This is a genomic window from Micromonospora sp. NPDC005205 (genome assembly GCF_040608275.1).
In the GTDB taxonomy this organism is placed as follows: domain Bacteria; phylum Actinomycetota; class Actinomycetes; order Mycobacteriales; family Micromonosporaceae; genus Micromonospora.
Map to the genome: position 1 here is coordinate 383,991 of NZ_JBEXHV010000001.1, position 14,506 is coordinate 398,496.

Annotated in this window: 14 protein-coding genes; 4 read left to right on the plus strand and 10 right to left on the minus strand. The window is 72.3% G+C overall.

Annotation, left to right across the window (positions count from 1 at the left end):
* Window positions 1-453: an SCP2 sterol-binding domain-containing protein gene (locus ABZU43_RS01830; RefSeq protein ID WP_355004693.1), complete on the minus strand. Its 453-nt coding sequence runs from the start codon at window positions 451-453 to the stop codon at window positions 1-3.
* A gap of 67 nt (window positions 454-520) precedes the next feature.
* Here ABZU43_RS01830 and ABZU43_RS01835 point away from each other — a divergent pair, with 67 nt between their 5' ends.
* Window positions 521-1,159, plus strand: coding sequence for a TetR/AcrR family transcriptional regulator (locus ABZU43_RS01835; protein WP_355004694.1), 639 nt, complete (start codon window positions 521-523; stop codon window positions 1,157-1,159).
* Here ABZU43_RS01835 and ABZU43_RS01840 read toward each other — a convergent pair.
* Window positions 1,134-1,802, minus strand: a complete 669-nt coding sequence (locus ABZU43_RS01840) for a DedA family protein (protein ID WP_355005169.1) — start codon at window positions 1,800-1,802, stop codon at window positions 1,134-1,136. The genes ABZU43_RS01835 and ABZU43_RS01840 overlap by 26 nt on opposite strands.
* Before the next feature lie 167 nt (window positions 1,803-1,969).
* Between ABZU43_RS01840 and ABZU43_RS01845 the strand changes: the two genes are divergently transcribed.
* Together ABZU43_RS01845 and ABZU43_RS01850 are read left to right on the plus strand one after the other, a co-directional pair.
* Window positions 1,970-3,121, plus strand: a complete 1,152-nt coding sequence (locus tag ABZU43_RS01845) for a histidine kinase (protein ID WP_355004695.1) — start codon at window positions 1,970-1,972, stop codon at window positions 3,119-3,121.
* Complete coding sequence (locus ABZU43_RS01850; protein WP_355004696.1) at window positions 3,118-3,759, plus strand: response regulator transcription factor; 642 nt, start codon at window positions 3,118-3,120, stop codon at window positions 3,757-3,759. The genes ABZU43_RS01845 and ABZU43_RS01850 overlap by 4 nt, the downstream gene beginning before the upstream one ends.
* A 12-nt stretch (window positions 3,760-3,771) precedes the next feature.
* On the opposite strand, the gene ABZU43_RS01855 is transcribed toward ABZU43_RS01850, so the two are convergent.
* The 7 genes from ABZU43_RS01855 to ABZU43_RS01885 all read right to left on the minus strand — a co-directional run bounded on the left by ABZU43_RS01855 (window position 3,772) and on the right by ABZU43_RS01885 (window position 10,754).
* Window positions 3,772-4,392 carry a DedA family protein gene (locus ABZU43_RS01855; RefSeq protein ID WP_355004697.1) on the minus strand — a complete coding sequence of 207 codons (621 nt, stop codon included), beginning with the start codon at window positions 4,390-4,392 and terminating at the stop codon, window positions 3,772-3,774.
* A gap of 72 nt (window positions 4,393-4,464) precedes the next feature.
* On the minus strand, window positions 4,465-5,727 hold the full coding sequence (locus tag ABZU43_RS01860; protein ID WP_355004698.1) for an adenylosuccinate synthetase: 1,263 nt from the start codon (window positions 5,725-5,727) through the stop codon (window positions 4,465-4,467).
* Window positions 5,724-6,683, minus strand: coding sequence for a hypothetical protein (locus tag ABZU43_RS01865; protein WP_355004699.1), 960 nt, complete (start codon window positions 6,681-6,683; stop codon window positions 5,724-5,726). Before ABZU43_RS01865 ends, ABZU43_RS01860 begins: the two co-directional genes overlap by 4 nt.
* Window positions 6,684-6,692: 9 nt before the next feature.
* Window positions 6,693-7,661: a serine/threonine protein kinase gene (locus ABZU43_RS01870; protein ID WP_355004700.1), complete on the minus strand. Its 969-nt coding sequence runs from the start codon at window positions 7,659-7,661 to the stop codon at window positions 6,693-6,695.
* Window positions 7,658-8,410 (minus strand): NUDIX domain-containing protein, encoded by a 753-nt coding sequence (locus ABZU43_RS01875; protein ID WP_355004701.1) that lies wholly within the window; start codon window positions 8,408-8,410, stop codon window positions 7,658-7,660. Before ABZU43_RS01875 ends, ABZU43_RS01870 begins: the two co-directional genes overlap by 4 nt.
* Window positions 8,411-8,517: 107 nt before the next feature.
* Entirely contained in the window at window positions 8,518-9,384 is an 867-nt protein-coding gene (locus ABZU43_RS01880; RefSeq protein ID WP_355004702.1) for a MaoC/PaaZ C-terminal domain-containing protein, read from the minus strand.
* On the minus strand, window positions 9,384-10,754 hold the full coding sequence (locus ABZU43_RS01885) for a 3-oxoacyl-ACP reductase (RefSeq protein WP_355004703.1): 1,371 nt from the start codon (window positions 10,752-10,754) through the stop codon (window positions 9,384-9,386). Before ABZU43_RS01885 ends, ABZU43_RS01880 begins: the two co-directional genes overlap by 1 nt.
* A 55-nt stretch (window positions 10,755-10,809) precedes the next feature.
* On the opposite strand from ABZU43_RS01885, the gene ABZU43_RS01890 reads away from it, so the two are divergent.
* Window positions 10,810-12,102 carry an acetyl-CoA C-acetyltransferase gene (locus tag ABZU43_RS01890; RefSeq protein WP_355004704.1) on the plus strand — a complete coding sequence of 431 codons (1,293 nt, stop codon included), beginning with the start codon at window positions 10,810-10,812 and terminating at the stop codon, window positions 12,100-12,102.
* A 67-nt stretch (window positions 12,103-12,169) separates the two neighbouring features.
* Here ABZU43_RS01890 and ABZU43_RS01895 read toward each other — a convergent pair whose 3' ends face one another.
* A complete protein-coding gene (locus ABZU43_RS01895) occupies window positions 12,170-14,497 on the minus strand; it encodes a PKD domain-containing protein (protein ID WP_355004705.1) in 2,328 nt (775 codons plus the stop codon).
* Window positions 14,498-14,506 lie beyond the last annotated feature (9 nt).

Here is a 14,506-nt window from a genome sequence, read left to right on the forward strand (position 1 = left end):
TCAGGCCTTGGGGATGTCGAACAGGTTGGCGATGTTGGCGGCGAGGCCGAGGTCGCCCTTCGCCTTCAACTTGCCGGTCATGAACATCATCACCGGGTTGGCACCACCGGAGACGATCTTCAGGAACTCGACCGGGCCCATGGTGAGGCTCAGCTTCGGGTCGTGCTGCGGGGTCGAGTTCACGACGCAGGTGCCGTCGGCGATGGCCACCTCGTAGGTGTCGCTGCCGCCGTCGGGGCGACCGGTGATGATCCAGTGGATGACCGCGTTGGTGGAGCCGGCCCGGTCCGCGCGGAACAGCGACGGCATCCGGCCGAACACCTCGCCCAGGACCTTGTCGCGCATGTCGCCGGACATCACCTGGGCGATCTTGTCGTCCGGGGTGGACTTGACCAGCTGGGCGAACTCCTTGGGGCCCACGTTGGCGAAGGTGGCCGGGTCGAAGTCAGTCATCAGGTGCGCCTTCCGGAAGATTGGCTACTCGCGCGTAACCCTACGCACGAGTAGGTATGCTCGCAAGGTGTCCAGCGTCCCCGCCTTCAAGCGCCTGCCTCGCGCCGTCCGCGAGCAGCAGATGCTCGACGCGGCCGTCAAGGTCTTCTCCCGACGTGGCTTCCACGCCGCCAGCATGGACGAGATCGCCGAGGACGCCGGCATCTCCAAACCCATGGTGTACGCGTACCTCGGCACCAAGGAGGAACTCTTCGTCGCCTGCCTGCACCGGGAGGGCACCCGGATGATGCAGGCCATCGCCGGGGCGGCGGCCCCCGACCTGCCGGCCGACGAGCGGCTCTGGCGCGGGCTGAGGGCGTTCTTCGGCTTCGTCGGCGCGTACCGGGACGGCTGGGCGGTGCTCTACCGGCAGGCCCGGGGCGAACAGCCGTTCGCTGGCGAGTTGGCCACCATGCGGGCCCGGCTGGTCGAGGTGGTCGCCGGAATGCTCGACCACGCGCTGCGCGCCGAGGGCCGCGAGATCGCCGCCATCGACCTGGAGGTCGTCGCGTACGCCCTGGTCGGCGCGACCGAGTCGTTGGCCGACTGGCTCGCGGACCACCCGGACGCCGACCCGGAGAAGACGGCCACCCGGATGATGAACGTCGCCTGGCTCGGCGCCGCCCAACTGCTGCACGGCGTCACCTGGCGTCCGCCGGCCGTCTGACGGCCCCGGCGGGAAGGGCGTCGGTGCCCGGCTCGCCGGCCCGCGCCGTACGGCGGCGGTTGCGGAGCCAACGGACCACCTCGACGACCACCGTCACCGTCAGGGCGAGGCCCAGACCGAGCAGGAGACCACGCAGCGGGTCCTGCTCGAAGGCGAGCCCGCCGACGTATCCGACCAGCGCGGAGTAGAGCCCCCACGAGCTGGCGGCCAGCGCGTCGAAGGCCAGGAACCGTCGCCGGGGGTAGCGCACGGCACCCATGGTGAGGGTGACGGCGGTCCGGCCGCCGGGGATGTAGCGGGCCACGGTGAGGATCAGGCCGCCCCGGGTGGCGATCCCCCGACGGGCCCGGTCGATGGCGGCCCGGCGTCGACCGTCGGGCGGCAGCCGGTCGAGCAGCCGGGTGCCGCCACCCCGCCCGATGGCGTACGAGATGTGGTCCCCGACCAGCGCCCCGGCGGCGGCCACCAGGATCACCGCCGGCAGGTACGGCGCTCCGGAGGCCGCGAACACCCCCGCGGTGATCACCGCCGTCTCGCTCGGCACCACCGGGAAGAAGCCGTCGAGCACGGCGATCGCGAAGATCGCCAGGTACACCCAGGGCGAGGACATCGTGTCGTGCAGCAGGTCGAGCAGATCCATGATCCTGATGCTGGTCGGGGCGGCGGCCTCCGACATCGGCCAGTGGTCAGGTGGGCGGCACTACTTAGGTAGCGGCCGGCCCGGACTGTGCATCGGGGTCATCCCCCACCTCACCCGGGTACGGCGCTGCGGGGCGGCCCGATGCGTCGGCTGGGCCCTAGGCTCGCTGCGTGGCCTCCAACGCCGTCGCCCTCCGGCGGGTCGTCCATCGGTACGCCCCGCCGCTGCTCGCCGCCCTGGTCGCCGCGGCCGTGTGGGCCAGCGCGACCGGTGACATCGGGGTCCGCTCGCCGCTGCCGAGCGTGGTCGTGCTGCTGATCGCACTGGGCTCGGCGTGGGCCGCCGGCACGGTCCGGACCCGCCGCTGGCCGTTGTTCCTGGCCGCGGCGGTCGGCTGGCTGGTGCTCGCCGCGGCGGCGGCCGGGGTGCTGGCCTCGTACCAGGCGGGTCTGCGGTTGCGAGGTCGCCAACTCGCCGGCTACCTCGCCGGTGCGGCGGGGGTGCTGACCGGCGGGGTGCTGGTTGGGCTGGCGGTGGGTGGCGTACGCCGGATCACCACCGCCAGCACCGGCAACGTGCTGCTGCTCGCCGCCGGCCTGGTGGGGCTTCCGTTGATCTTCGGCCTGTGGGTGCGGGCCCGTCAGGACACGCTCGCCGCTCTGCGGGACCGGGCCGAGCGGCTGGAACGCGAGCAGGAGGCCCGCGCCGACCGGGTCCGTGCCGAGGAGCGGACCCGGATCGCCCGGGAGATGCACGACGTGGTGGCACACCGGGTCTCGTTGATGGTGGTGCATGCCGGGGCGCTGGAGGTGACCGCCGCGGACCCGGCCACCGTCGAGGCCGCCGCGCTGATCCGGACGACCGGCCGGAAGGCGCTCACCGACCTGCGCGAGGTGCTCGGTGTGCTGCGCCAGGCCGACCCGGCCGTGACACCGGAGCGAGGGCTCGACACGTTGGACGAGTTGATCGGGGAGTCCCGTGCCGCCGGGCTGCGGGTGTCCCGGCAGGACGAGGGTGTGCCGAGGGCACTTCCGGCGACGCTGGGGCGTACCGCGTACCGGGTGGTCCGTGAGGCGCTGACCAACGTTCGCAAGCACGCGGCCGACGCCGAGACGACCGTCTGCCTGCGCTACCTGCCCGACGGGCTGGAGGTGCTGGTCCGAAACGGCCCGTCCGAGGGCGGGTCGGCGTTGCCGGGTGCCGGGCAGGGGCTGCTCGGGCTGCGCGAGCGGGTGGAGCTGCTCGGCGGCCGGTTGGAGGCAGCTCCCGTGGACGGCGGCTTCCTGGTCCGGGCCCTGATCCCGCTGGTGGGTGCGGCGTGATCCGGGTCGTGGTGGTCGACGACGAGCAGTTGGTTCGGGCCGGGCTGCGGCTGATCCTTGAGGCGGCGGAGGACATCACTGTCGTCGGTGAGGCAGCGGACGGTGCCGGCGCGCTGGAGCAGGCCCGGCGGTTACGCCCCGACGTGGTGCTGCTCGACGTGCGGATGCCGGGCGTCGACGGGCTGACCGTGGCGCCCGACGTGGTCGCCGTCGGCCCAAAGGTGATCATGTTGACCACCTTCGACCTCGACGAGTACGTGCACCGCGCGCTTCGAGCCGGCGCGGTCGGTTTCCTGCTCAAGGACACCCCGCCCCGCGAGCTGGCCGCCGCCGTTCGTACGGTGGCCGCCGGTAACGCGATGCTCGCCCCGACGGTGACCAGGCGCCTGATCAGCTCGTTCGCCGAGCGTGGTCCGGCCCGCCGGGACGCGGCCCGTGAGCGGCTCGCACCGCTGACCGAGCGGGAGCTGGCGATCGTCCGGGAGGTGGCGCGCGGGCACGGCAACGCGGAGATCGCCCGGCGGCTGACGATGAGCGAGGCCACAGTCAAGGCACACGTCAGCCGGGCGCTGGCGAAACTCCACGCGGGCAACCGGGTGCAGCTGGCCATCCTGGTGTACGACGCCGACCTGCTGTGACGGGTGCGCCCGTCAGCGTCGGGCGGCGGCGCGACGGTGTGCTCGACGGCGCAACCACCGGATCCCCTCCAGCCCGAACGTGACCACCACCGAGAGCCCCACCCCGACCAGCACGCCCTTCACCGGGTCACGTTCGAAGGCCAGCCCGCCGAAGTAGCCGAGCAGCCCGCAGTACAGCGCCCAGGTGATCGTCGCGATGCTGTCGTACAGCAGGAATGACCGGCGGGGATAGCCCACCGCGCCCATGGTGAGGGTGACGGCGGTCCGCCCGCCCGGCACGTACCGGCTGGTGGTCAGGATCATCCCGCCGCGTCTGTCCACCGCCCGCCGGGCCCACTCGGAGCTGGCCCGCCGGCGGCTGCCGTCGGGCAGGCCGGCCAGCCGGCGGGCACCTCCGCCCTTTCCGATGGCGTACGAGATGTGGTCGCCGACCAGCGCGCCCACGGCGGCGCTGACGATCACCAGGGTCAGGCTGGGGTGCCCGCCGCTCGCCGAGAGCACCCCGGCGGTGATCACCGCCGCCTCGCCCGGCACCGCGGGGAAGAACGCGTCGACCGCGGTGAGCCCGAGAATGACCAGGTAGACCCACGGCGACGTGACCGTCCCACGGAGGAGGTCGAGGAGGGCGTCCATTCCCCCATGCTTGCCGGGCGCGACCTGCCCGGTGGGCGAGTCGCCGGATCACAGGCATTCGGCCCCGAGTTGTCAGTTGGCGCGGACCAGGGCCGGTGGGGCCAGCAGTGGGCCGCACGGGATCTTGTCGTCGGCGGTGGGGCCGTGCGAGGTCAGCACCACCGGTGTGCCCAGCTCCGCGCGGACCGCCTCGGCCCAGTCCGCCGGTGGCTCGTCGTACACCGGGCGGGAGCGCAGCAGGCGGGCGGTGAGCGCGGCCTGCCGGTCCAGGTCACCGGCCGGGCCCGGGGTGAGCCGGTCGGTGGTGTCGTAGCGGCGGCAGATCCGCAGGTCGGGGCCGGTCAGGTCGAGGTGGGTCAGGGCCAGGCCGTCGACGCCGCCGGCCGCGGCGAGGGCGTACCGGTGGGCGACCGCGTCGAAGTGGCCGAACCGGAACCGGCCCTGCCACGGGTTCGTGGCGTTGTGCGCGTCGGCGAACGGCAGAGCCGGGTCCTCGGTCACCAACGGGCCGTGCCCGTGCCGGGTGGTGACGACGCGGAGCACCCCGATCCGGGTCACGTCGCCGGGTCGGCCCGCCTCGGCGAGCAGGCTGTCGACGTTGGCGAACGTCGTGGTGCTCCAGGTGGTGTACGGGTGGAAGCCGTGCCACTCGTCGAGCAGCACCCCCTGCGCGCCCTCGAAGACGCAGGTCCCGGTGCTCAGCGCCTCGGCGAGCCAACTGCCGTCGACGATGGCGACCCGGTCGGCGAACCCGGCGTACGCGGGCAGGCAGTCCTCGATCGGTGGCGCCTCCAGCGGGCCCAGCTCGGCGGTCAGCCGGTCCCGCAGGATGGTCAGCCTGCGGCGCAGCAGTGCCGGGTGGTGACAGTCGGCGACCCGGGGCGCGTCGTCGGGGTGGGCGAGACCGTACGCCACGGCCTCGCCCACCCCCAGCCCGCAGGAGCCGTGCCGGTCGGCTCCCCGGGCGATCTCGCGGGCCCGGTTGGCGGCCCGGTGGTACGGGGTGGCGAGCAGTGCTTCCCCGTCGACGGTCAGCCGGTCGAGCGCATCGGGCACCCCGACAGTGGCGAGGTGGTCGGCCTCGGCGGCCATCGCCAGCGGGTCCACCACCACGTGCCGGGACAGGTGCGTACGCACACCGGGATGGAAGGTGCCGGCGCCGAACTGCGCGAACGTGTGGTGCCGCCCGTCGCGCAGCACGACGTTGTGTGCCGCCTGCGCGCCCCCGTTGAAGCGGACCACCGTGTGCACCCGACGGGTGGCGCAGAGCCAGTCCACAACTGTGCCCTTGCCGGCGTCGCCGTAGCCGAGGTCGACCACCGCCACGTGGTTCACAGCCGGGTCACCCCGCTGGCCGTGTCGGTGAACGTCGGAAGCGTCGACACCTCGGCCCGCCGTCCCCGGCCGAGGCGGGCCAGCGCCTTCGACACGGTCCCGGTGGCGCCGGAGCCGGCGCGGTCCAGGTCACGCAGGCCCTCGTCCAGGTCGATGGCCTGCTCGCCGAGGCCGATGGTGAGCGCGATGGTCTCGCAGACCGCGTCGAGGTCGTCGAGCACGACGGCGTTCTGCCCGAGCAGGTCCCGCCAGAAGTCGAGCACCGTGGCGTTGCCGGAGTAGTGGCTGCCGGTGGGGAGCAGGTAGTAGGTGTCCCAGCGGCGGGACACCTCGTCGACGACCTGCCGCAGCGGCACGTCCTCGGAGAGGTCGTCCCCGATCAGGCCGGCCACCTCCCGGGCCTTCACCCGCTGGTACGCCAGCTCGTCGCCGATGATGAACAGGTAGCCGCGTCGGCCGCGCTTCTCCCAGTTGTCGGTGACCGTGTGCCGGGCCATGAAGTACATGGCCAGCTCGTACGACTCGCTCATCTGTCCGCCGCCACCGCCCTCCAGCACGATCCGGCCGAGGTCGTCGTCCATCCGGTTGTCCGACTCGAACTGGCCCACCTGCAACGGCACCCGGTCGCAGGTGGCGTCGCCGATGGCACCGAACATGATCTGCGGGTCGCTGGCGTAGCCCTGCCGTTGCAGCAGCCCGAGCAGTTGCGGCAGCTTGGTCTGCAGGACCCGTGGCACCGTGCGCATCGAGCCGGTCACGTCGAAGAGCACCGCGACGGGGGTCGACCGGGGGTGCTCGGCGGAGTCGCGGCTCTCGCGGGTCGCGTCCCTGGGGTCGAGCGCGGGGTGCACTGTGCGCGCCCCGCTGTCGCTGTAGGAGAAGGCGCTCCTGCCGGTGGACCGGCGGTAGCGGTCGGCTGCGTCGTACACGTCGGTGGACCAGATTCCACTGCCCATGACAGCTCCTTAGGGGGTGAGGGTGAAGGGTCGGAAGGTGCGTGGCCCGTAGAGCCGGTCCAGCACCTGGTCGAGTTCGCGCAGCAGGCGCCAGGCGTCGTCGGGCCGGGCGCCCAGAGACCGTTGCCGGCAGCCCTGCGCGAAGGTGTGCAGCTCGCGGGGCGCGCGCGGGCCCATCAGCCAGCTCATGCAGTGGCTGGCCATCGCGATGTCGGTGCCCGGCCCGCACGGCTGCTTCTTGAGGACTTCCTCCGGGTCCCAGCCGTGGCCGGGGACCACCGCCGGGATGGTGCTGCCGACAGCCGCGGAAAAGCACCAGTCGATCAGCACCACGCCGTGGGCGTCCGGCTCGATCAGCACGTGTCGGGGCACTACCGCGCCGTGCACCACGCCCGCCCTGTGGGCCAGGCCGAGCACGACCAGCAGTCGCCGCCACATCCAGGCCACATCCCTGGCGTCCAGCCCGTCGGGGTACGCGCGCCGCACCTCGTCGAGGTCGTGCAGGCCGGGTGCGGTGGCGAGCACGTTGATCCGCCGTTCCGCGCCGGTGCTGGCGTCGCGGTGCCGGAACTCGTCGACCAGCCGGGGCACGTACGGCAGGTAGCGGGGGTCGCCGCGCTCGGCGATGGTGCGCAGGGCGTGCGCCTCGCGGGCCATCAGGTCGTTGTCGGTGGGCCGTCGGGGGAGCTTCAGCAGCCGGTCGTCGCCGACGTCGTAGAGGTCGGCGAGGTCACCCGAGTGGGCCGGCGCGCCGAGCCGGTAGTCGCCGAGGACCGTGCTCTGCCGTGCCTGCCACCGGGTGGTGACGTGGATGAACGCGTCGGTGGCTTCGGCGCGTACCGCCGGGTCGGTCGGCAGGCGGTCGGGGTGCAGGGCCGCGACCAGCTCGCGGTAGCGGCGGGCCGGCTGGTCGGCGCCGAACAGGTCCGCGTCGGTGCGGGCGGCCGTGACCAGGTGGATTGCCTCGGTGGCCCTCACCGCACCGTCTCCTCGCGGGCGGGGCGCAGCAGCGCCGGGTGCAGCAGGCGGGCGTCGCCGGCCCGGTAGAGGCGGGCGCGCGGGCCGCCCCGGGCACCACCGCGCTCGGTGCTGGCGCCGGTGCTCTCCACGAAGCCCGGCACGGAGAGCACCTTGCGGTGGAAGTTGCCGGCGTGCAGCGGGTGCCCCCAGACCGTCTCGTAGACGGCGCGCAGTTCGCTGATCGTGAACTCGGCGGCGAGGAAGCGGGTGGCGAGCGGGGTGTACTCCAACTTGGAGCGGGCCCGTTCCAACGCGTCGTCGATGATCCGGCCGTGGTCGAAGGCGAGCTGCCGGCTGGTCAAGGCGGTCACCGGCAGCCAGATCGCCTCGTCGGCGTCGCTGCCGGCGGCCGGGTCCGGCAGGTCGGGGGCGAACGCGAGGTGGGCGATCGAGACGACCCGCATGCGCGGGTCGCGGTCGGGAGCGCCGTAGCTGCCCAACTGCTCCAGGTGTACGCGGCGCAGCTCCTCGCCGCCGAGCCCGGTCTCCTCGGCCAGCTCCCGTCCGGCGCCAGTGGTCAGGTCCTCGTCGGGGCGGACGAAGCCCCCGGGCAGCGCCCAGTGCCCGGCGAAGGGTGCCTCGCCGCGCCGGATCAGCAGCAGGTGCAGTGCGCCGTCGCGGATGGTCAGCGCCACCACGTCGACGGTCACGGCGACCGACGGATAGGCCCGGGGGTCGTACGCGGCCAGGAACTCCTGCTCGTTCATCACGTCTCTCTCAGTTTGAGAACATCTCTCTCTGAGAACAACCTAACGCAGAAGTGCACGCCTGCCAAGGGCAGGACCAACTCAGCGCACGGTGCGGTGCGGTGCGCTCAGCGCACGAAGCCCGTCAGGTGGGGTCGGCCCCGCGAGTCGTGCAGGGCGAACCCGCCATCCGGCAGGAGCGCGAAGCTCACAGTGCTCGGCAGCGGCACGGGCAGCTTGAAGGCGACCTCGACGGTGTACGCGTCCGGCAGCCGGGCCTCCAGCGCGGCCAGGCAGCGCGCCTTGCTCCACATGCCGTGCACGATCGGCCGGCGGAAGCCGAACAGCCGCGCACCGAGTCGGGAGGTGTGGATCGGGTTGTGGTCGCCGGAGACCCGCGCGTACTCCGTACCGACGCGCGGTTCCACCCGCCAGCGGGCGGTGGCCGTCGGCGCGGCGGGCCGCTCGCCGGGCTCACGTCCGCCCGGCTCGCGCTCCCGACCGAGGTACGTCGAGACGCCGCGCCACACCTCCGCCCCGTCGACGGAGCCGACCAGCACCACGTCCACCTGCCGCCCCCGGTCGTGGGGGCGCAGGTTCTCCGCATACGTGGTGAAGTCGAGGGTCTCGTCGGCGGTGATCGGGCGGTGCGTGGTGATCCGGTTGCCGACGTGCACCAGGCCGATCAGCGGGAGGGGGAAGTCCGACGCGGTCATCAGGCGCAGGGCCAGTGGAAAGCCCATGACGTGCGGAAACGTCGCGGGTAGCCGATCGGTCAGGCGAAACCCGCAGACCCGGTCGTAGTCGGCCAGCCGCGCCCGGTCGACGCTCACCCCGCCCACCGTCAACTCGACAGCCGGCAGGTCGGGCCCGCGCCGCCCACCGCCCAGGCCCGGTAGCGCACCGAGCAACGCCCGTCGGTGCAGCGCCCCGGCCGCCGGCATCCGGGGCAGCTCGATCCCCGTGCGGCTGCCCGGCTCCGGCCCCGCGCCCATCACGCCCCCAGCAGGCTCTGGCCGCAGACCCGGACCACGTTTCCGCTGACCGCGCCGCTGGCCGGCCAGGCCAGCCAGCTGATCGTCTCGGCCACGTCCACCGGCAACCCGCCCTGGGCCAGGCTGTTCATCCGCCGCCCCGCCTCGCGGACCACCAGCGGGATGCGTGCGGTCAGCCGGGTCTCGATGAAGCCGGGGGCCACCGCGTTGACGCTGATCCCGTGCTGCCGCAGGGCCGGCGCGAGTGAGTCGACCAGCCCGATCACGCCGGCCTTGCTGGTGGCGTAGTTCGTCTGCCCCCGGTTGCCGGCGATCCCGGCGATCGACGAGACCGAGATGATCCGCCCGCCGGCCGGGATCAGCTCCCGCGCCAGCAGTACGTCGTTGATCCGTTCCTGGCTGGAGAGGTTGACGTCGATCACCTGGTCCCACCGGTCGGCGTCCATCCGGCCGAGCGTCTTGTCCCGGGTGATGCCGGCGTTGTGCACCACCACGTCGACCCGGCCGTGCCGGCCGGCCAGGTGCTCGGCGAGTCGGGTCGGCGCGTCCGGCGCGGTCAGGTCGAGCTGGACGGCGGTGCCGCCGATGTCGTTGGCCACCGCGGCGAGCGCGTCACCGGCGGCCGGGACGTCCAGGGCCACCACCTTCGCGCCGTCGCGGGCGAGCACCGTCGCCAGCGCCGCGCCGATGCCCCGTGCGGCGCCGGTGACCAGCACGACCTGCCCGTCCAGCGGGCGGTCCCAGTCGGCGGGGACGCTCGCCGCGCCGGGGCCGACCCGGATGACCTGCCCCGACACGTACGCGGACCGGCCAGACAGCAGGAACCGGAGAGTCGATTCGAGGCTCGTGATGGTGCCAGCCGAGTGGACCGGGTCGTCCGACGCGTCACCGCTCACGTAGACGAGCTGCGCGGTGGTACCCCGGCCGAACTCCTTGCCGATGCTGCGGACCAGCCCTTCGAGGGCGCGTTGGGCGGTCGCCTCGCGGGGTGTCGGGCACTCCTGTGGTGAGGTGCCCAGCACGATCACCCGACCGCTGGGCAGCACGGCCCGGGCCTGCGGGTGAAAGAAGTCGTAGAGCTGGCGCAGGTCGGTCGAGTCGATGAGCCCGGTGGCGTCGAAGAGCAGTGCCCCGTACCGCTGCGGGTTGGCCCCGGCAGGGTCGGCCAGCTCGACCCCGGCGCTGGTGAGGATCTTGGCAACCGGTTCGGCGAGCCGGCCGCCGGTGGCCGCGCCGAGCAGGGCCGGGCCGGCCAGCAGCGGGTCGCCGGGGTGGTGCCGGCGCAGTCGGGGCGGGTCGGGCAGCCCGAGGCGCTTGACCAGCGCGCGGCCGGCGGCCGATTGGACGAAGCTCGCGTACCTGTCGGTCATAGGCGTAGCCTACTGGCGAGTAGGGTTTGAGCAACACATGTCGAGGAGGCGGATCGTGCAGAGCATCCGGCGGGTCGCGGTCATCGGGGGCAACCGCATCCCCTTCGCCCGCTCCAATTCCCGCTACGCGGACGCGTCGAACGCGGACCTGCTCGGCGCGGCGCTCGACGGCCTGATCGCCCGCCACGGGCTGGCCGGGCAGCGCATCGGCGAGGTGGTCACCGGGGCGGTGCTCAAGCACTCCCGCGACTTCAACCTCACCCGTGAGGTGGTCCTCGGCTCCCGACTCGACCCCCACACCCCGGCCTACGACATCCAGCAGGCCTGCGGCACCGGCCTGGAGGCGACCATCCTGGTCGCCAACAAGATCGCCCTCGGTCAGCTCGACGTGGGCATCGCCGGCGGTGTCGACACCACCTCCGACGCCCCGCTCGCCGTCAACGAGGAGATGCGCCGCACGCTGCTCAAGCTCAACTCGGCCCGTACGCTGGGCGAACGGCTCAAGATCGCGGCGAAGCTGCGCCCGTCCCAGCCGTTCAAGCCGGAGATCCCGCGCAACGCCGAGCCGCGTACCGGCCTGTCCATGGGCGACCACGCCGCCCGGACCGCAGTGCGCTGGCAGATCGACCGGCGCTCCCAGGACGAGTTGGCGCTGCGCTCACACCAGCGCCTTGCCGCCGCGTACGACAGGGGTTTCTTCGACGACCTGATGACGCCGTACCTGGGGCTCACCCGGGATGCGAACCTGCGCCCGGACAGCGGCCTGGAGAAGCTCGCCTCGCTGAAGCCGGTCTTCGGCACCCGTGGCCCGGACGCCGAGCACGCCACCATGACGGCCGGCAACTCGTCACCCCTCACCGACGGCGCGTCCACCGTGCTGCTGGCCAGCGAGGAGTGGGCGGCGGCGCACCACCTGCCCGTGCTCGCCTGGTTCAGCTGGTCGGAGACGGCGGCGGTGGACTTCGTGCACGGCGACGAGGGGTTGCTGATGGCACCCGCGTACGCGGTGCCCCGGATGCTGGCCCGCGCCGGGCTGACGTTGCAGGACTTCGACTACTACGAGATCCACGAGGCGTTCGCGTCGCAGGTGCTGGCCACCCTCGCCGCCTGGGAGTCGCCGGAGTTCGCCAAGGACCGGCTCGGCCTGGACGCGCCGCTCGGCGCTGTCGACACCGACCGGCTCAACGTCAACGGTTCGTCGCTGGCCGCCGGGCATCCGTTCGCCGCCACCGGCGGGCGCATCGTGGCGACCCTGGCGAAGCTGCTGGCCGAGCGGGGCAGCGGGCGTGGGCTGATCTCCATCTGCGCCGCCGGTGGTCAGGGCGTGACCGCCATCCTGGAGCGCTGAACGGCGCGTGCACGGCGACGCCCGCCGGACCCGAGGGTCCCGGCGGGCGTCGATCGTGCGGTGGGGCTCAGCCGAGGGTGAACTTCTCCCAGGTGCTGATGGTTGGGCCGTTGGCGATCAGCGGCTTGGATCCTGCGCCGTCGGCGCTGACGTACTTGCTGTTGACAGCGGCCTTGAAGCTGACTGTGCCGTCGCTGCTGCGGACCATTGTGAACCGCTCCCAGGTGCTGGCGGTCGCCGCGCCCGCGATCAGCGGCTTGGCGCCTGCGCCGTCGGCGGACACGAAGCGGCTGTTGATGTGGGCGAAGAGGGTGACCTGCCCGTTGCCGAGATCCACCACGTCGAACCGCTCCCAGAGGCTGACCGCCGGGCCGTTGGCGATTAGTGGCTTGCTGCCCGCGCCGTCGGCGCTGACGTAGCGGCCGTTGACCCGCGCCTTCAACGTCCGGTTGGCGTCGGTGGCCTTGACCTGGTGGAACTTCTCCCAGGTGCCGATCGTCGGTCGGGTGGCGGCGAGCGGCACGGCGCCGCTGGGATCGGCGGTGACGTACAGGCCGTTGTCGGCCTTGAGGCTGACGCTGCCGTCGCTGTTCCGGTTGATGTTGAACCGCTCCGGAGCGTCCACGACCTGGCTCATGGCGTGCAGCGAGTCCGGGCCGCCGCTGTAGGTCCGGCTGACGTACCGCCCCGTGACGTAAGAGAAGAGTGCGACCTGGCCACCGCCTGCGTCGGTGAGGTCGAACTGCGTGGCGAGGCCGAACTCGGGCCTGCTCGGCACGAGACCGGTAGGCGTGCCGTACCCGTCGACGTAGCGGCGGTTGGCGAGAGCGAGGAGACCCACCGTCGCGGTCCGTCGCAGGACGCTGACCCGCTGGGTGCTGGTGCTCGTTTGGCCGTCGGTTCCGGTCACCTCGACGCTGAGGCTGTAGGTGCCCGGTTTGGCGTACGTGTGCGAGGCCACCGGCGTGCTCTGGGTGACCCCGGACCCGTCACCGAACTCGAACCGGTAGGACTTGATCGGATGGAAGCCTGGCTTCGACGCGGAGGCGTCCAGCTTCACCGAGAGCGCTCCGAGATCGATGCTGACGCCGAACGAAGCCGCCGGCGGCCTGATGGTCTCCACCGCGCCACGGTCGGCGTAGGTGGTCGGGCCGGCACCGGTGTTCGCCACGGCCGGGTCGTCCATGCGCGGGGTGCCGATGCGGTCGAGTGCCGGGAACCCGGGGGCCGCGGAGTTCGCCGAGTCGATGTCGTCTCGTGGTTGTCCGGTCTCCCGGTCGTGTGCGGCCTGCCCGGAGGCGGCCCGGAAACCGGCGAGGCTCATCCGGGTGTTCAAGGCGTAAATCTGCGGGGAGTCGCTGTAGTAGTGGTGGGCGTTGTTGTAGTCGACCTTGGTCTTTCCGACGGCCCCGCCGTAGACCCCGATCTCGACACCGTCGAGAAAGGCCGGGTCACAGTAGCCCTGGCTGAAGAAGCCGTTCGTGGTGAGCACGTTGTTCTGCACGGAAACGCTGGACGAAGTTCCGTCGACCCGGATCCCGTCGCGGCAGCGGTTGCGGATCGTGTTGTTGGTGATCGCCGTGTTGGCGGCACCGTTGTTGTGCACGCCGTGGCCGGGGCCACCGTCGATCTGGTTGTTGGCCACCACAGTGTCGACCGCGCCCACCCCGATGGCGACTGCCGCTGCGGTGAAACCGCTGACCTTGCTGTCGAGGATGCTGACTCTCGGCCCGTCGACCCGAACGCCGACGCCGTCGGAGGGTGTCCGGTACCCGGCGCTGCTCAATACGTTCACGGATCTGACCAGCACGTCGCTGCTCGCGGCGTCGATGATGATTCCAGCGTTCAGGGTCGGCCCGCTGGCGTTGATCTGCTTCAAGGTCGACCTGGTGACACCGGCCAACCGGACCGCGGGCGCGGTCGAGGAGGTGTCCATCGCGAAGTTGCCGCCCTGGATGGTGATCCGCGAGGAGTTGCGCAGGTCGAGGCCGGGCAGCACGCTTGTCGACCCAATGGTGCGCAGATTCTTGAGTACGACATCGTGCTGGCCGTCGATCACGAAGCCGGCGGTCGCGCCGATCAGAGTTGCCACGCCACTGGCGAAGAAGGTGACCGGTTGCTCGGGCGTGCCGGACGTGGGGATCGTGACGCGTTCCCGGTAGTTGCCGCTGCCGACGTCCACCGACTGGCCGGCCGTGACCACCGCAGCCGCGGCACCGATGGTGCAGAACGGCTGCGTCAACGTGCCCGGGAACTGGTCGGAGCAGCCGGTGGCGGGGTTCTGCCGGACGTAGAGCGTCGTCGGACCGTCCGCCTGGGCCGGCAGGATGGTGGCCACCAGGGCACCACCGGTCAGCACGACGGTCGCGAGACCGGAAAGGAAGGATTTGCCCATGCTTTGCCT